19 protein-coding genes are annotated in these 18,049 nt (G+C 64.5%); 8 read left to right on the top strand and 11 right to left on the bottom strand.

What is annotated here, in order from left to right; genetic code table 11:
- The first annotated feature begins 16 nt into the window (after nucleotides 1-16).
- From BM341_RS07165 to BM341_RS07155, 3 genes are all read left to right on the top strand, one after another.
- On the top strand, nucleotides 17-478 hold the full coding sequence (locus BM341_RS07165; protein WP_089794386.1) for a YchJ family protein: 462 nt from the start codon (nucleotides 17-19) through the stop codon (nucleotides 476-478).
- Between the two features lie 59 nt (nucleotides 479-537).
- Nucleotides 538-1,317, top strand: coding sequence for a PhzF family phenazine biosynthesis protein (locus BM341_RS07160; RefSeq protein WP_089794384.1), 780 nt, complete (start codon nucleotides 538-540; stop codon nucleotides 1,315-1,317).
- Nucleotides 1,318-1,435: 118 nt separating this feature from the next.
- Nucleotides 1,436-1,906 carry a phosphate-starvation-inducible PsiE family protein gene (locus tag BM341_RS07155; RefSeq protein ID WP_175507820.1) on the top strand — a complete coding sequence of 157 codons (471 nt, stop codon included), beginning with the start codon at nucleotides 1,436-1,438 and terminating at the stop codon, nucleotides 1,904-1,906.
- A 79-nt stretch (nucleotides 1,907-1,985) separates the two neighbouring features.
- Here BM341_RS07155 and BM341_RS07150 read toward each other — a convergent pair whose 3' ends face one another.
- From BM341_RS07150 to BM341_RS07125, 6 genes are all read right to left on the bottom strand, one after another.
- Nucleotides 1,986-3,404 (bottom strand): PQQ-dependent sugar dehydrogenase, encoded by a 1,419-nt coding sequence (locus tag BM341_RS07150; protein WP_089794382.1) that lies wholly within the window; start codon nucleotides 3,402-3,404, stop codon nucleotides 1,986-1,988.
- The gene (locus BM341_RS07145; RefSeq protein WP_245784204.1) at nucleotides 3,401-3,853 is read right to left on the bottom strand and encodes a DUF2231 domain-containing protein; all 453 of its coding nucleotides are present in this window, start codon (nucleotides 3,851-3,853) and stop codon (nucleotides 3,401-3,403) included. The genes BM341_RS07150 and BM341_RS07145 overlap by 4 nt, the downstream gene beginning before the upstream one ends.
- A 180-nt stretch (nucleotides 3,854-4,033) precedes the next feature.
- Nucleotides 4,034-5,299 carry a type II toxin-antitoxin system HipA family toxin gene (locus BM341_RS07140; RefSeq protein WP_089794380.1) on the bottom strand — a complete coding sequence of 422 codons (1,266 nt, stop codon included), beginning with the start codon at nucleotides 5,297-5,299 and terminating at the stop codon, nucleotides 4,034-4,036.
- Nucleotides 5,289-5,573, bottom strand: a complete 285-nt coding sequence (locus BM341_RS07135; RefSeq protein ID WP_089794378.1) for a helix-turn-helix transcriptional regulator — start codon at nucleotides 5,571-5,573, stop codon at nucleotides 5,289-5,291. Before BM341_RS07135 ends, BM341_RS07140 begins: the two co-directional genes overlap by 11 nt.
- A 274-nt stretch (nucleotides 5,574-5,847) precedes the next feature.
- Nucleotides 5,848-6,147, bottom strand: a complete 300-nt coding sequence (locus BM341_RS07130) for a hypothetical protein (RefSeq protein ID WP_089794376.1) — start codon at nucleotides 6,145-6,147, stop codon at nucleotides 5,848-5,850.
- A gap of 293 nt (nucleotides 6,148-6,440) precedes the next feature.
- Nucleotides 6,441-7,508: a class I SAM-dependent methyltransferase gene (locus tag BM341_RS07125; RefSeq protein ID WP_089794374.1), complete on the bottom strand. Its 1,068-nt coding sequence runs from the start codon at nucleotides 7,506-7,508 to the stop codon at nucleotides 6,441-6,443.
- A gap of 160 nt (nucleotides 7,509-7,668) precedes the next feature.
- On the opposite strand from BM341_RS07125, the gene BM341_RS07120 reads away from it, so the two are divergent.
- Together BM341_RS07120 and BM341_RS07115 are read left to right on the top strand one after the other, a co-directional pair.
- On the top strand, nucleotides 7,669-8,700 hold the full coding sequence (locus BM341_RS07120) for a GlxA family transcriptional regulator (RefSeq protein ID WP_245784203.1): 1,032 nt from the start codon (nucleotides 7,669-7,671) through the stop codon (nucleotides 8,698-8,700).
- Between the two features lie 49 nt (nucleotides 8,701-8,749).
- Nucleotides 8,750-9,652 (top strand): alpha/beta fold hydrolase, encoded by a 903-nt coding sequence (locus BM341_RS07115; RefSeq protein ID WP_175507819.1) that lies wholly within the window; start codon nucleotides 8,750-8,752, stop codon nucleotides 9,650-9,652.
- Nucleotides 9,653-9,691: 39 nt separating this feature from the next.
- Here the strand turns inward: BM341_RS07115 and BM341_RS07110 are convergent, their stop codons facing one another.
- Nucleotides 9,692-10,453, bottom strand: a complete 762-nt coding sequence (locus BM341_RS07110; protein ID WP_089794370.1) for an SDR family oxidoreductase — start codon at nucleotides 10,451-10,453, stop codon at nucleotides 9,692-9,694.
- A gap of 438 nt (nucleotides 10,454-10,891) precedes the next feature.
- On the opposite strand from BM341_RS07110, the gene BM341_RS07105 reads away from it, so the two are divergent.
- A complete protein-coding gene (locus BM341_RS07105; protein ID WP_217646189.1) occupies nucleotides 10,892-11,398 on the top strand; it encodes a cupin domain-containing protein in 507 nt (168 codons plus the stop codon).
- Nucleotides 11,399-11,472: 74 nt separating this feature from the next.
- On the opposite strand, the gene BM341_RS07100 is transcribed toward BM341_RS07105, so the two are convergent.
- From BM341_RS07100 to BM341_RS07090, 3 genes are read right to left on the bottom strand one after another with little or no spacing between them, the layout of a single operon-like run.
- Nucleotides 11,473-12,138, bottom strand: coding sequence for a hypothetical protein (locus BM341_RS07100; RefSeq protein ID WP_089794368.1), 666 nt, complete (start codon nucleotides 12,136-12,138; stop codon nucleotides 11,473-11,475).
- Between the two features lie 30 nt (nucleotides 12,139-12,168).
- Nucleotides 12,169-13,104 carry an aldo/keto reductase gene (locus tag BM341_RS07095; RefSeq protein ID WP_089794367.1) on the bottom strand — a complete coding sequence of 312 codons (936 nt, stop codon included), beginning with the start codon at nucleotides 13,102-13,104 and terminating at the stop codon, nucleotides 12,169-12,171.
- A gap of 47 nt (nucleotides 13,105-13,151) precedes the next feature.
- Nucleotides 13,152-14,021, bottom strand: coding sequence for a LysR family transcriptional regulator ArgP (locus tag BM341_RS07090; RefSeq protein ID WP_089794365.1), 870 nt, complete (start codon nucleotides 14,019-14,021; stop codon nucleotides 13,152-13,154).
- Between the two features lie 129 nt (nucleotides 14,022-14,150).
- Here BM341_RS07090 and BM341_RS07085 point away from each other — a divergent pair, with 129 nt between their 5' ends.
- Both BM341_RS07085 and ftsH read left to right on the top strand, forming a co-directional pair.
- The gene (locus tag BM341_RS07085) at nucleotides 14,151-14,759 is read left to right on the top strand and encodes a LysE/ArgO family amino acid transporter (RefSeq protein ID WP_089794363.1); all 609 of its coding nucleotides are present in this window, start codon (nucleotides 14,151-14,153) and stop codon (nucleotides 14,757-14,759) included.
- A gap of 123 nt (nucleotides 14,760-14,882) precedes the next feature.
- The gene (gene ftsH / locus BM341_RS07080) at nucleotides 14,883-16,826 is read left to right on the top strand and encodes an ATP-dependent zinc metalloprotease FtsH (RefSeq protein WP_217646188.1); all 1,944 of its coding nucleotides are present in this window, start codon (nucleotides 14,883-14,885) and stop codon (nucleotides 16,824-16,826) included.
- A 63-nt stretch (nucleotides 16,827-16,889) separates the two neighbouring features.
- Here ftsH and BM341_RS07075 read toward each other — a convergent pair whose 3' ends face one another.
- Nucleotides 16,890-17,888: an NADP-dependent oxidoreductase gene (locus tag BM341_RS07075; RefSeq protein ID WP_089794767.1), complete on the bottom strand. Its 999-nt coding sequence runs from the start codon at nucleotides 17,886-17,888 to the stop codon at nucleotides 16,890-16,892.
- Nucleotides 17,889-18,049 lie beyond the last annotated feature (161 nt).

Genomic DNA, 18,049 nt, shown 5'->3' with positions numbered 1-18,049 from the left:
GAGCCGCGACAGCCCTATGACCCCGAAGGAGACCACCGCCTGCCCCTGCGGTAGCGGCCGACCACTCGCCGACTGCTGCGGGCGCTATCACGCCGGCGAGCCGGCGCCGACCCCCGAGGCTCTGATGCGCTCGCGCTACAGTGCTTTCGTGTTCGACCTTACCGACTACCTGCTGACGACCTGGCACCCGAGCACCCGGCCGGCGAGTCTGGCACCGGATGCTGCGACCGTCTGGAAGCGTCTCGAAGTGCTCGAGAGCGGTGAGGCGGGTGAGCGGGGATGGGTGCAGTTCCGCGCCACCTTCCGCGAGGGGCGGCGCTGGTCGATGCTGGAGGAGTCGTCGCGCTTCGTGCACGAGGCGGGGTGCTGGTGCTATCTCGATGGCAACCCCCTCGTCCATCGGCTCAAGCCCGGCCGCAACGCGCCCTGCCCGTGCGGCAGCGGGCGCAAGTTCAAGGCATGCTGTGGTCTGGCGTGATCGGGGGCGATTACTCCGCCGCCAGGCTGTTTTCTCAAATGACAGGCACCAAGGACGCTATGAAACTCGATCTCTACCAGGTGGACGCCTTCGCGAGCCATCCCTTCGAAGGCAATCCCGCGGCGGTATGCCCGCTGACCGAATGGCTGGACGATGCCACGCTGCGGGCTATTGCGGCGGAGAACAATCTTTCCGAAACCGCTTTTTTCGTGCGCGAGGGGGCGGGGTATCACCTGCGCTGGTTCACGCCAACGGTCGAGGTCGAGCTGTGCGGACACGCCACCCTGGCAAGCGCCTGGGTGATCTTCAACGAACTGGGCGAGGTGGGCGAGACGCTGCGTTTTGCTACTCGCAGTGGCGAGCTACGGGTCAGCCGCACCGAGGAAGGCCTGGCGATGGATTTTCCCGCCAAACGGTCCGAGCCGATGGCCGACCCCGAGACGGTGCTGGCCGCGTTGGGATTGACGCAAGGCGACGTCGTGATGACCGACGACATTCTCGTCGCGGTGGAGAACGAGGATACCGTCGCGACGCTGGCGCCGGACATGGCCAGGCTGGCGGCGTTGCCGGGGCGCGGCGTGGTGGTCTCGGCGCCAGGGCGGGAATTCGACTTCGTCTCGCGCTGGTTTGGGCCCAAGGTCGGCGTCGAGGAGGACCCGGTGACGGGCTCGGCCCATACCTCGCTGGCGCCGTACTGGGCCGGGCGGCTGGGCAAGACCAAAATGTCGGCCCGGCAAGGGGGCGCCCGCCAAGGGCAATTGACCTGTGAATGTCAGGGCGACCGGGTCATTCTCACCGGACAGGTGGCGCCCTATCTGCGAGGAACGATTCGATTCTGAGCGCGTCTCCCCACCCTCTGGCTAGCGTCGCCCCACTCGCCGCCATATAGTCGAGCCTTTCCCCCGTTTCGCATCAGACCAGCGTGTCTGTTTCGGGGTAGCTTGTCAGGAGAGACACATGGAGCATGAGAAGAGCACCGGGCCCCGTCCGCCACAGCTGATGCATGACGAGCTACCCAAGGAGCATGAGGATCCGTTGATCCGTGGTTTGCATATCGTCATCCGCTTTGCCATCAAGGTATTGGCGGTGTTGATGGTGCTGGTGATCATCTGGGGCGTGCTGGACGTGATTTACGTGCTTTACACGCGCTTCATGGCCCCGCCGGTGATGCTGTTCAATGTCAGCGATATCTTCGTCATCTTTGGCGCTTTCATGGTGGTGTTGATCGCCGTGGAGATCTTCATCAACATTCGGCTTTACCTCGGCACCAATATCCTGCCCATTCGCCTGGTGATCGCCACGGCTCTGATGGCCATTGCGCGCAAGGTCATCATCCTCGACATCGAAACCATTACCGCAGAAGAGATGCTGGCTATCGCGGCGGTAGTCTTGGCGCTTGGCGTCACGCACTGGCTGGTCGGCAAGTAGTCGCCGCCGCCTTGAGCCTCCAGGCCGAGGGCGGCGGAGACACCCACCGGGCACCGGCCGAAAGTACCTCCTGGCCCGTTCAGGCAGACGTGGTGGCTTCATCGCTCGCCGTATCGGCTTCATCCTCGGACGCAGCAGGTTCGCCAGACGTAGCTGATTCCTCCTCAGGCGCGGCGGATTCCGCCTCATCCGTCGCTTGCGGCGTGTTCGCCTCATCAGGCGTCACTCGCCAGACGGCGTTCGTCAGGTCATCGGCGATAATGACGGCACCGTCCGGGGCCACGGTGACGCCAACCGGACGACCACGGGTTCTGCTGTCATCCGTGAGAAACCCTGAAACGAAGTCGATGGGGTCGCCGTCAGGTTGGCCGTTGCTGAAGGGCACGAAGACCACCTTGTAGCCAACAGGGTCCGCGCGGTTCCAGCTGCCGTGCTCGCCGATGAACACACCCTCCGCGAAGTCATCGCCCACTTCCGGTGTGGAAAAGGCGAGGCCGAGAGGAGCCACGTGCGAGCCTAGGCTGTAATCCGGAACAATCGTCGATTCCACTTTTTCGGGGTCCTGCGGGCGAACGCGTGGGTCCACATTCTGCCCCCAGTAGCTGTACGGCCAGCCGTAGAAGCCGCCTTCCTGAACGGATGTAAGGTAGTCGGGCACCAGATTGGGCCCGAGCTCGTCGCGCTCGTTGACCACGGCCCAGAGCTCGTCTGTCTCGGGATGAATCGTCAGCGCCGTGGGGTTGCGCAAGCCGGTCGCATAAGGCTTGTGCGCACCGGTCTCTGCATCGATCTGCCACACCTCGGCCCGGTTGACTTCCGCTGCCATGCCGCGCTCGGTGATATTGCTGTTGGAGCCGATGCCTACGTAAAGAAAACGTCCATCCGCGCTCGCGGTCAGCGCCTTGGTCCAATGGTGGTTGATCTCAGAAGGTAGCTTCGTCACCTCCTCGGGCGGCCCATTGGCCTGGGTCTGGCCTTCCTCGTAATCGAATCGCACCAGCGCATCCTGGTTGGCCACAAAGAGATTGTTGTCGACCAGCGCAAGGCCGTAAGGCGCGTTGAGGTTTTCGGCGAACACCGTCTGTTCCTCAAAGGCTCCGTCACCGTCGCTATCGCGCAACAGGGTCAATCGATCACCGCTCTCGACCGAGGTGGTCCCCCTTGCCTTGATAACCCCGGCAATGAAGTCTTTCGGCTTCAGCGGCGGGGCGCTGCCGCCGCTACCTTCGGCTACCAGAATGTCGCCATTGGGCAGCACCAGCGTTTGCCGCGGCACTTTGAGGTCGGTGGCGATGGCCGTGATCGTATAGCCCTCGGGCACTGTCGGTTGCTGGTCGCCCCATTCCGCCGGCTCGGGAACCGTCATGTCGGGCAAGAGCCCGCGCTGCGGTTCTGGAAGGCTTGGATTGGGGCCATATTGTTGTGCGTCTTGAGCGCTAGCCCCGCCTGCGACCAGAAGCATCGAGAGGGGAGCGGCGTAGCGGCTGGCAAGCTTCATGACTTATCTCCTGCGCTGAGACGGGAGAAACCGATCCAGGTCGCCGCGCATGCCAGCACGGTAACGATAATCGAGAGAATCAAGCCGGTGGGCATCATGCCCCAGGCATCCTTGGCATGGATCAGCGCATTGATGAAGCCCACTATCCAGGTGACCAGCAGCAGCAAGAAGTAAACGATAGAAAGGCGACGATGGCCGTCGGCCCGAAAGAGTCCAACAAGCGCAAACAACAGTGCGAGGCCGTTGAAAATGAGGCCGCCGGCAATCAGCCAGGAAGCGAAGGTGCCCCATTGAATGTGGTAACTCGTGAAGTAGGCATAGTCGCTCAACGTGGCGCCAAGAAAGAGCGTAAGGGTTCCCGCAAGCAATAGAGCATGAATCGGATGCAATCCGCGTCGATACGTTCGTTCGGCTGTGGCGGTCAAGGCAAGCTCCTTTTGCTGATCCATGAAGACTCGTCGCCCGGGGCGACCGGAGTCTTTTTCTACGAGGTGATATCTACAGGTGAAGTCCCGTCCGTTCGGCTGGAGTGTAGTTTAGTCATGGAGACTTCACCAAAGCGGCCCCACTACCGGTTGATCGCTGGATTCATGGAATAGCCGCAGCGCTTCGGCAGTTGATACCGGGCGTTAGCCATGGCTCGCCGCCCAACGCTGTGCCAGCTTTCGGCAGTTGTTCAGCAACCGCTGTTGCAGTCTCTCCAGCAGCGTCTGTTCAGTGCCGGCATGGGCCTCTGCACTCAGTGAGGCCAGGGAGCTGTCGATGGCAGCCGGCATGCGTTCAGCGATTTCTAGCCCTTGGTGTAAGAAGTAGCGTGGCTGGAACCGCATCGCGCGTGCGAGCGTTTGAAGGTGTGAACGTTCGATTTTGCCGGGGCGATCCTCATCGGTGATGCGAAACGCAAAGCGGCGCGAGAGCCCGCTGTAGAATGTCGTGCTCATCAGGTCGTAGAACGGTGCTAAACGGGGCCCCTCGTCGGTATAGAGAATGGCAAGGTTCTTGGCATGGCTGTCGTTGTTGCCGATCAACAGATTAAAGAAGAACCAGCCGATCAGGCGCTGCAAATCCTTGGCCGGTGTACCGGCCTGCTGCAGGAGTTCGCGACAGCACAACAGACCTGGGCCGCCGTCGCTTTCGTACTTGATCAGCGAGGGTGTGCCGGCGAGCTGGCAGACGTCGAGCTGGTGCAAGCGACGTAGCCCACCTTGCTCGTTGGGCACGCGGTCATATCGGCGCACGAGGCAGGCCCGGGTATGGGGCTGGTAGCTGGCCTCGGCGACCCCCAGCCCGAGCTCGGCGGCCAGTTGCATGCAGAAGGTCTCGTTGATGGCGGAGCCCCATACGCCTCTCAGGCCCTGGAGGTCCGGCTTGAGGATATGGCTGGAAGGCGCCGATCCTTGCGGTATGGCGGGGCTTCCGTCTTCCAGCAGCATCAACAGGAGCTTGTCCTGAGCACCGGCCAGCGAGATGCGCGCCTCCTCGCCCTGCTGTGAAAACAGGGGACCGCGTTCACGGTGCCGCAGGTGTTCCGCCAGCGCCTCCCAGCTGATGGGGCGATAGGTCGGCGGCGCCGGTGACTCCCCCGGTAGTAACAGGGTGAAACCACTGGCCGTGTCCCCGCCGATGGCCTTCAGCAGCCCGAAAACGCTAGTGGTGTGATGGCGTAGCGCCAAATGGTGGCGCAGATCGCCTTCCGGCAGCAGGTTCTCGAAGTAGGCCAGTACCTCATCGCCAATGTGAACACGTTGCGTGAGTGGCAGTGAGGGCGAGAGAGCCAGTGCCATCGGGTGCTCTTGCCATGCGGGGGCGTACTCGAAGCGCAGCGGTTCACCGTCATGCAGCCGGCCAACATAGTCGTCGCCGTGGTAAACCTCCATGGCGTTATCACTTGCCATGGCGGTTGCCACCCTTGCGCCGCACGACGACCTCGAGCCCCATCAGATCCAGCACGTCCAACACCTTTTGCAGTTGCAAGGTCGGCTTGCCCCGTTCCAGGTCGACGATGAAGCGATTTCCAGTGCCGGCCAGTCCGGCCAGGTCGATTTGCAGCAGCCCCTGCTCGGCACGCAGCTGGCGCACCAGTTTGCCAAGTTCATCGCTGTGGCGAATAGGTATGGCCAAGAGCGCCGAAGCAGGGGCGTCGTGTGCAGGGGAGGAATGTTTAGGCATGGCAAACCCGCCAGTGATTACCGTTCGGTAATTCTAGGCGCGGGTTTGGTTATCCGCAATGAAATAATGACCGAGCGGTAATAATCGCGGAGGTTAAGCTCTAGCTATCTCTAAAGTTACCGTTCGGTAATTCAGAATGAACTCTGATTTTCTCGAAATCTGCTATTCTGGCAAAAAGAACATATAAAAAACCGCCACTTACGGACCGTTCCGGGTGGCGGTTATGCGTTGCGGGTCTCGTCGGCAGTGACGCCGCTGGAGACGTATGCTCCGTTCAACGCCGCAGCTGACGCAGGTTGGATTCAGTTTGGGTGCTGTATGGCTTGAGCGCCGCCGCCGTGATCCGCGCGGGGTCGGCACCGCTGGCCGCCGCCACTGACGCTTGCTCGGTCGCTGTGGCGAAAATCGTTACCTTCTCCATCAATATGCCCATGGCATCGGGGGCGGACATGGCGCCGCTGGCCATGATCATGGTGCGACGGGCGATCACCTCACCGGCAGAAAGCGTCATCTCGTTATAGGAAGCGGCGATTTTCATCCACGCGGCCATCATGTCCATCGGGTTATTGTTCATTTCGTTGGGTACTCCTCGTCCTTTCGGCCTTCGTCTTGGTGCTTGCTCATGAAAATGTCTCTTGGGGAGAGCTGATGTCGACGTCTGAACCTCGCCATGGAGTCATCGAGACGCGGGGCTAAATATTATACGCTTGCTTTCGGTCTGTGTCGGTGCGCTGACCCACCCTCACCGCCCGGCCGACCTGATCGGTGAGGTGCGGAAAGCCGATTGGGATGGAACCCATGCGGGAGCAGCAACCAGGAGGAGCCCGGACATCCGGGCTCCTCTTTCAGGTTCCTTGTTCGGGCTTGTCAGCGCCTCGCTTCGAGGATCAGGTTGAACGGGGTTTCGGCCGCGCGCCGGAAGTGGCTGAAGCCGGCCTTGCGGAACACCTCGGCCAGGCGGGCTTCACCGGCCTGTGCGCCGAGCACGAGTTGGCCGCCCTCCGAGATGGCGTGGGCGCAGCAGATGGTAGTAGAGGCCGAATAATACATGCGCGAAACGGTCGAAAGATTGTTCTCGACCTTGTCCTGGGCGTAGGGCTCGACCAGCAGCACCGTGCCGTCCGGTGCCAGGACCTGCTCGGCGTAACGGGCGGCAGCGATGGGGTCGCCCATGTCATGCAGGCAGTCGAAGAAGCAGATCAGCCCGTACTGCCTGTCGGGGTAGTCTACCGCCTGGGTGAGCTCGAAACTTACGTGGTCGGCAACGCCCGCCGCTTCCGCGTTGCGCCTGGCCGCGTCGATCGAGGCCGCATGGGCATCGAAGCCGTGAAAGCGTGAACGGGGAAACGCCTTGGCCATCAGCACGGTCGAGTGGCCGTGGCCGCAGCCGACATCGGCAACGGTAATGCCGGCCTCGAGCTGTTCGACGACGCCTTCCAAGGCGGGCAGCCACTCCGGCACCAGGCTGGCCCGATAGCCGTTGCGGTAGAACGCCGCCACGCCACACTGCAGGCGTCCGTCGTGCTCGCCCCACGCTACGCCCTTGCCGGTGCGAAAGGCGTCCAACGTGCGCTCCTCGTCGAACCACATCGAGGCCGGCACTTGCCAGGCGTGGGGAATGAACACGGGGCTATCTTCGTCGGCAAGCACCATGGCCTGCTCGGGAGAGAGTTCGTAGGTATCGCTGACGGCGTGGTAACCCACGTAGCCGCCGGCGGCCTGCGCGTTCAGCCACTCGCCGACGTAGCGCTCGGCGCAGCCGGTACGGCTGGCAAGCTCCCCGGCGCTGAGCGGGCCGGCGTCCGCCAGCGCCTTGTATAACCCGAGCTTGCTGCCCAGGCTCACCATCACGCCGCCGTAGCCGGAAGAAAGGTCGCCAACGGCCTGGGCGACGAAGGCTTCGAGCTTGGTCTGATCGATAGCGGGGGTATTCATGGGGGGGGCGCTCCTGTCGTGTCCTGTCTTGCGGTGTCGGGGGATCCAGCGTCCCGCTCATCATCGCCAAGCGGCTCTTGGGGCTGAAGAGCTGAAATCACCCGCAATCGGTCCGCTCGTGCCACACTGAAACTTCCCCACCCGTGAAGAGCCAGGCGCCGTGACCGGACCTGCCAGCCTTGTCGGGGCGAGCCCCCGACACGTCAGCCTCGTGGCACTTCCCGATGCCGCGGTCTCCACGCTCGCCGGGCTCTTCGATGTGATGAACGGCGTGGCGCTCATGGGCTTGGTGGCGCCAGGCGCCCCGGTGCCGTTTCATATCGAGATCGTGGGGGAAGCGGTGGGAGCACTGACGCTGGCGAGTGGCGTGCCGATCGATGTGCAACGCGCCATCGACACCATCGAGACGAGCGACATCGTGATCGTTCCTTCGGTGTTACTCGCGGCCCAAGGGTGGGAGAAGGGGCGCTATCCCCATCTGGTCGAGTGGCTGCGCGCCATGCATGAACGCGGTGCCGTGCTTTGCTCGGCCTGCTCGGGGGTCTTCCTGTTGGCCGAAACCGGGCTGTTCGATGGCCAGGAGGCAACGGTTCACTTCGGCTATGCGCAAGCGTTCACGACCACTTATCCCGCCGTGTCGACTCACCCCGAGCGCGTGCTGGTGATTGCCGGTCAGCACGAGGAGCTGGTGAGCTCCGGCGCCTCGATGAGCTGGCACGACCTGGCGCTATACCTCATTGCGCGCTACGCCGGTGCGACCACCGCGCAGGAGGTGGCGCGGCTGTTTGCGTTACAATGGCATCAGGATGGGCTCACACCTTATCTGGTGTTCGCGGCCAAGACCGACCATGGCGATGGCGAGATCCAGCGTGCGCAGCAGTGGCTGGGCGAGCACTTCTCGCTCGTCCACCCGGTGGAGGCGATGATCGGGCATTCGTCGCTGGCCGAGCGCACCTTCAAGCGGCGTTTCGTGAATGCCACCGGCCTGACGCCGATCGCCTACGTGCAGCGCTTGCGTATCGAAGACGCCAAGCGCCGGCTCGAACGCACCGAGGCCTCGATCGAAGACATCAGCTGGCGGGTTGGTTATGAGGACTCGGCTTTTTTTCGGCGCCTGTTCAAGCGTACCACCGGGCTTGCCCCGAGCGCTTATCGTCGTCGTTTCCGCATCCCTGACTTTGCTCGTCCGTAGACTCTCTCATGTCCGCAATCATTAACCGATGGAAGGAAGGGAAACCGCCATGCCCAGATCGCTCACAATGCTCGCACTTTCTTCCATTCTCGCTCTGGCCGGCCAGCCTTTCACTGTATTCGCCCAGCAGACCTCCTCGGTAGAGGTCAACGGCGTCACGCTGACCTATGTCGAAGAGGGGGAAGGCAGCCCCGTCGTGTTCGTGCCCGCGGCGATTGCCGATCACCGGATCTGGGAACCGTACCGCGAGGCCATCGCCCGCGAGCACCGTTTCATCGCCTATACCCAGCGCTATTTCGGCACCGAGCCCTGGCCGGACGACGGCGAGCAGTTCTCAAGCGAAACCCACGCCGCCGATCTGGCCGCTTTCATCCGGGCGCTGGGTATCGGTCCGGCCTACCTGGTCACCTGGTCCTACAGCGGTCAGGTTGCCTCGCAGGTGGCGCTGGAGCACCCGGAGCTGGTGCGCGGCATGGTGCACTATGAGCCGAGTGTTCCCTCGCTGGTCGCCGAGTTGTCGGAGGCGCGTCAGGCCGCCATTGCAGAGGAGGGCAAGAAGTACGACCGGAGCATGGCGGCGCTGGTGGCCGGCGATGCGGAGCAGGCCACCCGGCGGTTCATCGAGGCCGCGTTCCAGCGCTCGCCAGGCGGTTTCGACCAGGAACCCGAGTATATGCGCACCATCTGGCTGGACAACGCCCGCACGGTGCCGGCCGGCGTCAGCATGACGCCACCTGCCATCACCTGCGAGGATCTGGCAACCCTTGAGCAACCAACCCTGATTCTCAAGGGCGAGCATAGCGATCTCTTCTTTGAGTCAATCGCCGACACCATGGCGCAGTGCCAGCCCCAGGCCGAGTTGCAGGTGATCCCCGGCGTCAACCATGACGGACCGGTTCACGCCGTCGAACCGTTCACGGCTGCCATTCTCGATTTCCTGGCAGAGCATTGAACGCGAGGGGCCGACGACGTTTCGGTTGGCCAGGGCCGCTCAGAGCCTGAGCCCCCCGTCCACCTCCAGCACACGACCGTTGAAGTAGTCGTTCTCGAGCACATAGATCACCGAGTGGCCGATCTCCGACGGCTCGGCCAGCCGCCCCAGCGGTACCTGCGCCTTGATCTGGTCGAGGATCTTGTCGGGCATCTTCTCCACCATGCGGGTATTGGCGAAGCCTGGTGCAATCGCCGCCACGCGGATGCCGTGGCGGCTGAGCTCCTTGGCCCAGGTCACGGTCAGGGCGGTGACGCCGGCTTTGGCGGCCGAGTAGTTGGTCTGTCCGAAGTTGCCGACCCGCGAAATACTGGAGATATTGACGATGGCGCCGCCTCCGCCCAGCTCAATCATGCGCGCGGCGGCTTCGCGCCCGCAGAGGAAGACCCCACGAAGGTCAATCCGGAGCACGTCATCCCAGTCGTCCAGCTTCATCTTCTTCGCCACCTTGCCGTCCTTGCCCTCGACCAGCAGCCCATCCTTGGTGATGCCGGCGTTGTTCACCACGCCGTCCAGGGCGCCGAAGTCCTCCACGACCCGGGCGAAGGTGCTTTCCACAGCCGGCTCGTCGGAGACGTCCAGCAGGTAGACGCGGGCCTCGCCGCCGGCATCGCGGCACAGGCGTGCCGTCTCTTCCAGACCCTCCTCACTGAGCCCCGCCAGAGCCAGGCGGCCGCCTTTGGCAGCGATCATCTCCGCGGTCTTCTGTCCCAGCCCGCGGCCGGCGCCGGTGATGACGATGGTCTTTCCCTTGAGTTCCATGGGGTAGCTCTCCTTTGCTGAACGAGATGGCACTGCGTAAAAGCGCGCGGCCCGGTCAGAAGTGTAGCCAGCGAGCCCCCCTTCATCTCCTATACTCAGCGTTATTTCGACACCCAACCCTGGCCGGACGACGGCGAGCAGTACTCCAGCGAGTACCCATGACGCCATCCTCGATTTTCTGGCGGAGCATTGAACGAAAAGGGCGCAAACAGTGAGGAACCCGCCATTAAACAGCGTTTGATTCGGATCAGCCTGAGTGACTGACACTAGCACTAGCACTGGCACGGTGAGGCGCTTCTATGAAGAAGGGCTTGGCTGGCGGCTGGCGGTGAAGCTAGGGCCGTGCCTACACTTTTTGGTAGCCTTCCTGCCGATCGCTTCAGGTCTATATCTCACTCTACTCACTGTCACCACGAATTCTCCGAGAGGAGGGACATCATGGACAGGCAAAGAGAGTACGACGACGGTCCGACCATGATCTTGTCCGACGAAGGCGATGCCTTCGATTTCGGCGGACTGGGCGTGAACTGGAAGATCGAGGGACTCGACACCGGTGAGCGTTTCGCCGTTGTTCATCATCCTATCGCTCCCCATGCTCTGGCAGCGCCACTGCACTACCACCACAACGAAGACGAGTACTCCTACGTATTGGAAGGCACGTTAGGCGCCCTGCTTGGTGATGAGGTGGTGATGGCCAGCCCGGGGACGTGGGTGTTCAAGCCACGTGGGCAGTGGCACACCTTCTGGAACGCCGGTGATACGCCTTGCCACATTATCGAGGTCATCTCGCCGGCGGGTTTTGAGAACTACTTCCGGGAGGTGGCCGAGGCCTGGGGTGACGTGGAGCGTTTCGTGCAGATCAACTCAAGGTATTCACTCGATATGGACTTCGAGAGTGTGCCGGTACTTTGCGAGCGTTTCGGCGTGACCTTTCCAGAGCTATAGCGCTGATCTGTTGGGTTGCCTGTGACAGCCCAACCCGCTGCTCACCAGCAAACGCCTCAGGATGCCGAGTCCATTCAGTCGCGCGGCCACAGCCGTGCCGCGAGGGCAATCAGCACGGCAAGCAGCGGCGGCCAGGCGCCGGGAGCGTTCAGCAGATGCAGGGTGTAGGCACTGGCCAGGCACCAGAGGGCGGGTATCGCCAGCAGGGTCCAGCCGCGGCGCGCCGGCTGAACCGTGGCCGCCACGCCCAGGGTGGCGATGGCCAGCGGGTCGGGGGCCAGGCCGACTACCTCGGCACCGGCCAGGCCGCGACCGTACAGCAGCGCGGTCAGGGGATGCAGGAAGACCGCATAGGCAACGAGCGCCAGGCCCAGGACGCGCGGCGGCTGCCAGCGTGCCGGCAGTTCGAGCCCGCCGCGCCACAGGCCCAGGGCGAGCAGCAGCAGTGCCTGCAAGGCGAACAGCGGCACCACGTAGCGGATCCCCCAGTTGATGGGCGCGTAGCGCTGCCACAGAAACGCCCAGGCGACGAACAACCAGGCTATGGCAAGCAGACCGAGCGTCGCGCACACTCGGCCCGGCCGTGGGAAGACCAACGCCAGCAGCAGCGCCGTGCCGAGCAGCAGGGCGAGCAGTGGCAGCGGCCACAGCGCCTCGTTGTGCAGCACGAAGAGGCGCTCGTAGACGCGCGGCGAGAACATTAGGAAGTCCTCGGGGCGGTAGCTCAACCATTCGCTCATCGAAGCTTCACAGCCCCGCCACCTTCACCTTCACAGCTCCGCCACATAGTCGGCCATGCGCCGGCGCAGCGCGGCGTCCGGCAGTGGCTCGCGGGCGGCGGCAAGGTTCTCGCGTACGTGCTCGACCCGGGTGGTGGCGGGAATGGCGCAGGTCACGTCGGGGTGCGAAATGATGAACTTGAGAATGAACTGCGCCCAGTTGGTCGCGCCCGTTTCGGCCACCCACTCAGGCAGCGGCTTGCCCTCGAGGCGGCGAATCAGGCGCTTCTGCTGGAAGGGGCGATTGGCGATAACCCCGATGCCGCGCTCGCGGGCCAGCGGCAGCAGGCGCTGCTCGGCGTCGCGGTCGACGATATTGTAAGTGAGCTGCACAAAGTCGAGGGGTGCCTCGCGCATGATACGCTCGACGGCGTCGTGGCGCCGGCCGTGGGAGGTAGAAATGCCCACGTGACGTACCTCGCCGGCCTCACGCATAGCCAGTAGCGTGTCGAGGTTTGCCTCCCAGGCGACCAGGTTATGCACCTGCAATAAATCGAAGCGCGGCACGCCCCAATGACGCCGCGAGGTCTCGATCTGCGCCGGCCCTTCGTCGGGGCTCGAGGTCCATATCTTGTCCGCGGCGTAGGCCTGCCCTGCGGCGTCGAGCTCGGCCAGGCCGTGGCCGATGGTGGCCTGCGACGAGCCGTACATCGGCGAGGAGTCGATCATTTTGCCGCCCTCGGCGAAGAAGGCGCGCATGACGTCGGTGCACGCCGCGAGCAGTTGCGGATCGTCGCCGACGTTGAAGGTGATCCAGCTGCCCAGGCCCACCAGCGGCAGCGACTCACCGATGGCGGGCAGCTCGCGGATCAGGATCGCGCCTTCGGCGGCCCGTACGGCAAACGGCGGCAGCGCCGAGCCGGCGGCCAGCGCCGCCAGCCCGCCGAGCAGCCGGCGACGCGTCAGGGCGAGCGGTTGCGGGGGCATGGGCGTCTCCGATGAGGGGTTCGTGGGCAGTGTAGACGCTGTCGCCGTCAGGTCAGTTCCACCGCTTCCAGATGCGTCGTCAGCCCGGCCAGCAGGTTGCCGCTGTGACGCCAGAAGTGCCAGTAGAGCGGCACCTCGAGCGCCTGGCCGGGAGCGATGCTGGCCAGCTCGCCGCCGGCCAGCTGAGCCGCCGCTTGCATGCGGGGGATCATGCCGTAGCCCAGCCCGGCGCGGGCCAGACGCACGAAGCCCTCCGAGGAAGGGCAGAGGTGATACGGAAAGGGGCCGTGGTAGCCACAGTGGGCCAGGAAGCGATGCTGAAGCTGGTCGTGGGGGCCGTAGACAATGGCCGGTGCCTGGCGGAAGGCCGCCTCGCCCAAGCCATCGAAAAAGAAACGGTCGATGTAGGCCGGGGTGGCGAGCGGCAGGTAGGTCATCTGCCCGAGCGGTACGCAGCGCGCCCCGGCAATCGGTTGGGAACTGGCGCACAGGCAGGCCGCCACGTCGCCGTCGCGCAGGCGCTTGAGGCCGACGTCCTGATCCTCGACTACCAGGTCGAGGAGCACCCCGGCCTGGCGGCAATAATCGCCGATGGAGGCGGCCCACCAGGTGGCGAGGCTATCGGCGTTGAGAGCGATGCGCAGTCGTGGTGAGGCGGTTTCCAGCGTGGGCAGGGTGGTCGCCAGGTCGCGTTCAAGCAGTCGTACCTGCTGCAGGTGGTTGAGCAGGCGCTGGCCCGCCGGCGTGGGCGCCAGCGCCGGGTGGCGAACCAGTACCGGCTGGCCGAGGCGAATCTCCAGCGCCCGGATGCGCTGCGAGATGGCCGATTGCGAGAGGCCCAGGGCTTCGCCGGCGCGTTCGAAGCCGCCGCATTCCATTATCGTGGCCAAGGCTTCCAGGAGCTTGTAGTCGACCATAAGAAAAACTGATGCAACATTAGGAGAATGATTTTTTAATATATAGATAACGCGCTAGGCTGGCACCCTCCGTTTATGTCCGGCGGTGACTCGCTTCGAAAATATCCCAGGCAACCATGAGGCAGGCGCATGCTGGAGAGCTTTATCACCGGATTTTTCGTCAGTGGCGGCATCATCGTCGCCATTGGCGCGCAGAATGCCTACGTGCTGGGCCAGGCGGTGCATCGGCAGCACCACTGGTGGTCGGCCGGGCTCTGCATGAGCAGCGACGTGCTGCTGCTGTCGGCGGGCATGTTCGGGGTTGGTGCCCTGTTGCTGACGGCTCCCGAGGTCATGAACGTGCTGCGCTGGCTGGGCGTGGCCTTCCTGGCCTGGCTGGCGGGCCAGGCGCTGATCCGTGCCGCGCGGGGACGCACCGGGCTCGATGCCGCCAAGGGGGGACGGACTCGCCGCCAGGTGCTGCTCGCCACGCTGGCGGTGACGGTGCTCAACCCCCAGGTCTACCTGGATACCCTGCTGCTGATCCCTTCCGTGGGTGCCCAGCAGGAGAGCGCCGGGCTGTTCCTGGCCGGCGCCGCCGGCGCCTCGGTGAGCTGGTTCGCCCTGCTGGCCTGGGGCGGCGCGGCGCTCGCGCCCTGGCTGTCGCGGCCGCTGGCCTGGCGGGCCATCGATGGCGTCATCGGCGTGATGCTGGCCGCCATCGCCGTGCAGCTGGCCGTGCAGCCGCCCTTGGCGTGAGGTGCCTGCCAAGGGGCTTCCTGCGGTGCGTTGACTCGGTCTTGCCATCCGAGCGACGCTGACCTTGCAATGCCGGACAGGGAGTACCATCTTCACCGGAACATGTCCGAAAGCTGGCCTACCATGTCGGCATCCGATCCTAGACAGTCATCCTCCGCGTCGCGCCCCTCGGGTGAGACGCCGCCTCCCGACAAGTGGCAGTCGCCATCCGACGAGCCTCCACGGCAACAGTTCCTGCTCTTCCTGTGGTTCGCGGTGAGTATTCTATTGCTCTTCCATTACCTGGATGCCGCCGAGCGCGAGGTCCAGGCCGAGCTCAGCTACTCCGAATTTCTCCAGGCGGTGGATGCCGACCGGGTCGCGTCGGTGACCCTGCGCGGCCAGTCGGTGGAAGGGCAGTTCAACGAGGCGGGCCGCGAGGCGCGCGATGACAGCGAGGCCGAATCCTTCACCACCACTCGCCCCGACATCGAGGGCGAACGGCTGCTGGAGCGTCTGGAAAGCCAGGGCATCGAGATCATCGCCCAGCCCGTGGATCCGCCCTGGTGGCAGCGCGTGCTGGTCGGGGCGCTACCGTGGATTCTTATCCTCGGCCTGCTGTTCTGGTTCTGGAGTCGCATGCAGCAGCGCATGATGTCGGGTGGCGGGCCGCTGGGCATGGGCAAGTCGCAGGCACGCCAGATCACCAGCCAGCAGAGCCGTGTGCGCCTTGCCGACGTGGCCGGCTCCGAGAACGCCAAGCGCGAGGTCACCGAGGTGGTGGATTTCCTCAAGGAGCCGGAGCGTTTTCGTGCCCTGGGGGCGAAGATTCCCCGTGGCGTGCTGATGATGGGCCCGCCCGGCACCGGCAAGACGCTGATGGCCAAGGCGGTGGCCGGGGAGGCCGGGGTGCCCTTCTTCAGTATCAGCGGCTCGGAGTTCATCGAGATGTTCGTCGGGGTGGGCGCATCCAGGGTGCGCGACCTTTTCAAGCAGGCCAAGGAGCAAGCGCCGGCGGTGGTGTTCATCGACGAGATCGACTCCATCGGTCGTGCCCGCGGCACCGGCATGGGCGGCGGCCACGACGAGCGCGAGCAGACGCTCAACCAGATACTCGCCGAGATGGATGGCTTCGATGAGCATGAATCGGTCGTGGTGCTCGCCGCCACCAACCGTCCCGACGTGCTCGACCCGGCGCTGCTGCGTCCGGGGCGCTTCGACCGCAAGGTTACCCTGGAGAATCCTCACCGCCAGGCGCGCCGCGACATCCTCGCCGTGCATACGCGCGATATGCCATTGGCCGATGACGTTGACCTGATGCGGCTGGCCGAGATCACCACCGGTTTCTCCGGGGCGGACCTCGCCAACCTCGCCAACGAGGCGGCACTGCTCGCCGGCCGACGTAGCCAGCAGCAGGTCGACTGGAGCTGCTTCACCGACGCCCGCGACCGTCTGCTGCTCGGCGATACCAAGGACGTGGGCCTCTCCGAGCGCGAGCGGCATGTCGTCGCCTACCACGAGTCGGGCCATGCGCTGCTGGCTTATCTGCTGCCCCATGCCGATCCGCTCGAGAAAGTGACGGTGCTGCCACGCGGTCGCGCCCTGGGAGTAACCGCCCAGGTGCCCGATGAGGATCGCGTCAACTTCAGCGAATCCTACCTTCGCGATCGCATCACCGTGATGTACGGCGGCCGGCTGGCCGAGTCCATCGTCTTCGGCGAGGTGTCGAGCGGTGCGGAGAATGACCTTGAACAGGCCACCCAGCTGGCGCGACGCATGGTGGGGCGCTGGGGCATGAACCGACGCATCGGCCCGGTGATGGCCTCCCACAGCCAGGAGCATGTTTTCCTCGGACGTGAGATGGCCCAACCCCGCGACTACAGCGAGGCGCTGGCGAGCCTCGTCGACGAGGAGGTGCGCCAGCTACTCACCGAGCTGGAACGCCGCGGTCGAGAGCTGCTCGAGGCGCACCGGGTGGCACTCGACGCCCTCGCCACGGCACTCGAGGCACGCGAGACCCTGGAGATCGAGGAGATCCGCGAGGTGCTCGCGGGACACGAACCGAAGCCGGCTCCCTCGCCGCCTTGAGGCATGCTGCGACGCCTTACGCCTTCCCCCGCCGTGGTCAGCCGGAGCCGAGGCTCGCGTCGTTCAGAGCCGCACCAGCATCTTGCCGGTATTGGCGCCCTCGAACAGCGCCAGGAAGGCATCTGGCGTGCGCTCGAGGCCTTCCTCGACGGTTTCGGCGTAGTCGATCTCGCCCTTGGCCACCTGCGGGCCGACCTCTTCCAGAAAGCGCGTATAGTCGGCCCAATGATCGAAGATGATGAAGCCCTGCATGCGCAGGCGCTGGATCAGCAGCATGGCCAGGTTGCTCGGCCCTGGCGCCGGCCCCTCGGCGTTGTAGCGAGCGATCATCCCGCATACGGCGATGCGACCGCCGAGTCGCAGGGTGTTGAGGGCCGCCTCCAGGCAGACGCCGCCGACGTTCTCGTAGTAGACATCGAAGCCCTCCGGGCAGGCCGCCTTGAGCGCCTCGGTCAGCTGCTGGGCGTCGCGTTCGCGGTAACTCACCGCCTTGATGCCGTGCGACTCGAGCCACTCAAGCTTCTCGGGCGCTCCGGCGATGCCCACCACGGTTCCGCCCCGGGCCTTGGCCAGCTGCACGGCCAACGAGCCCACCGCACCGCTGGCGGCGCTGACCAGCACGTTGTCGCCTTCGCGCATCTCGGCGATCTGGTTCAGGCCGGTCCAGGCGGTCATGCCCGGCATGCCGAGCACGCCGAGATATGCCTGCTCCGGTACCTCGAAACTTGGCAGTGGCTCTACCTGGTCGCCCGGCAACTGGGCGATGTCCCGCCAGCCCGCCATGTGTCGGACCTTGTCGCCCACGGCCAGGCGGGAATCCCGCGACTCGATGACCTCGCCCACCGCCGCGCCTTCCAGCGGCTCGCCGATGACGAAGGGATCAACATAGGTCTTGACGCCGGTCATGCGCCCGCGCATGTAGGGGTCCACCGACAGCCAGGTGTTGCGAATGCGCACCTCGCCCTCGGCCAGATCGGGCAGCTCGGTCTCGTGCAGCTCGAACAGCTTGCGGCTCGGCGTGCCCTGCGGGATAGCGTTGATGGTGAAGTAGCGTGACGGCATGGTGTAGTCCTTCATGTGGCGGGAAATCCGTTCAGTCTAGAACAGGTTGGTTCGCGGGGGGTGTCAAGGGCTTCGAGGGTTCCCTCGCCATGTTGCCTTTCAGATCGCGCAGCAACTCGCCACCAGGAAATGCTTCTCCTCGTGGAGGGCTGGACCGGCAT

The organism is Halomonas korlensis, from assembly GCF_900116705.1.
GTDB classification, from domain to species: domain Bacteria; phylum Pseudomonadota; class Gammaproteobacteria; order Pseudomonadales; family Halomonadaceae; genus Halomonas; species Halomonas korlensis.
This window is presented reverse-complemented; position numbering and strand designations above follow the sequence as displayed.

Excerpts from the sequence above, each read along its gene's own strand:
- BM341_RS07165 (WP_089794386.1), top strand. The coding sequence starts at position 17 with ATGACCCCGAAGGAGACCACCGCCTGCCCCTGCGGTAGCGGCCGACCA.
- BM341_RS07160 (WP_089794384.1), top strand. The coding sequence starts at position 538 with ATGAAACTCGATCTCTACCAGGTGGACGCCTTCGCGAGCCATCCCTTC.
- BM341_RS07155 (WP_175507820.1), top strand. The coding sequence starts at position 1,436 with ATGGAGCATGAGAAGAGCACCGGGCCCCGTCCGCCACAGCTGATGCAT.
- BM341_RS07150 (WP_089794382.1), bottom strand. The coding sequence starts at position 3,404 with ATGAAGCTTGCCAGCCGCTACGCCGCTCCCCTCTCGATGCTTCTGGTC.
- BM341_RS07145 (WP_245784204.1), bottom strand. The coding sequence starts at position 3,853 with ATGGATCAGCAAAAGGAGCTTGCCTTGACCGCCACAGCCGAACGAACG.
- BM341_RS07140 (WP_089794380.1), bottom strand. The coding sequence starts at position 5,299 with ATGGCAAGTGATAACGCCATGGAGGTTTACCACGGCGACGACTATGTT.
- BM341_RS07135 (WP_089794378.1), bottom strand. The coding sequence starts at position 5,573 with ATGCCTAAACATTCCTCCCCTGCACACGACGCCCCTGCTTCGGCGCTC.
- BM341_RS07130 (WP_089794376.1), bottom strand. The coding sequence starts at position 6,147 with ATGAACAATAACCCGATGGACATGATGGCCGCGTGGATGAAAATCGCC.
- BM341_RS07125 (WP_089794374.1), bottom strand. The coding sequence starts at position 7,508 with ATGAATACCCCCGCTATCGATCAGACCAAGCTCGAAGCCTTCGTCGCC.
- BM341_RS07115 (WP_175507819.1), top strand. The coding sequence starts at position 8,750 with ATGCCCAGATCGCTCACAATGCTCGCACTTTCTTCCATTCTCGCTCTG.
- BM341_RS07110 (WP_089794370.1), bottom strand. The coding sequence starts at position 10,453 with ATGGAACTCAAGGGAAAGACCATCGTCATCACCGGCGCCGGCCGCGGG.
- BM341_RS07105 (WP_217646189.1), top strand. The coding sequence starts at position 10,892 with ATGGACAGGCAAAGAGAGTACGACGACGGTCCGACCATGATCTTGTCC.
- BM341_RS07100 (WP_089794368.1), bottom strand. The coding sequence starts at position 12,138 with ATGAGCGAATGGTTGAGCTACCGCCCCGAGGACTTCCTAATGTTCTCG.
- BM341_RS07095 (WP_089794367.1), bottom strand. The coding sequence starts at position 13,104 with ATGCCCCCGCAACCGCTCGCCCTGACGCGTCGCCGGCTGCTCGGCGGG.
- BM341_RS07090 (WP_089794365.1), bottom strand. The coding sequence starts at position 14,021 with ATGGTCGACTACAAGCTCCTGGAAGCCTTGGCCACGATAATGGAATGC.
- BM341_RS07085 (WP_089794363.1), top strand. The coding sequence starts at position 14,151 with ATGCTGGAGAGCTTTATCACCGGATTTTTCGTCAGTGGCGGCATCATC.
- ftsH (WP_217646188.1), top strand. The coding sequence starts at position 14,883 with ATGTCGGCATCCGATCCTAGACAGTCATCCTCCGCGTCGCGCCCCTCG.
- BM341_RS07075 (WP_089794767.1), bottom strand. The coding sequence starts at position 17,888 with ATGCCGTCACGCTACTTCACCATCAACGCTATCCCGCAGGGCACGCCG.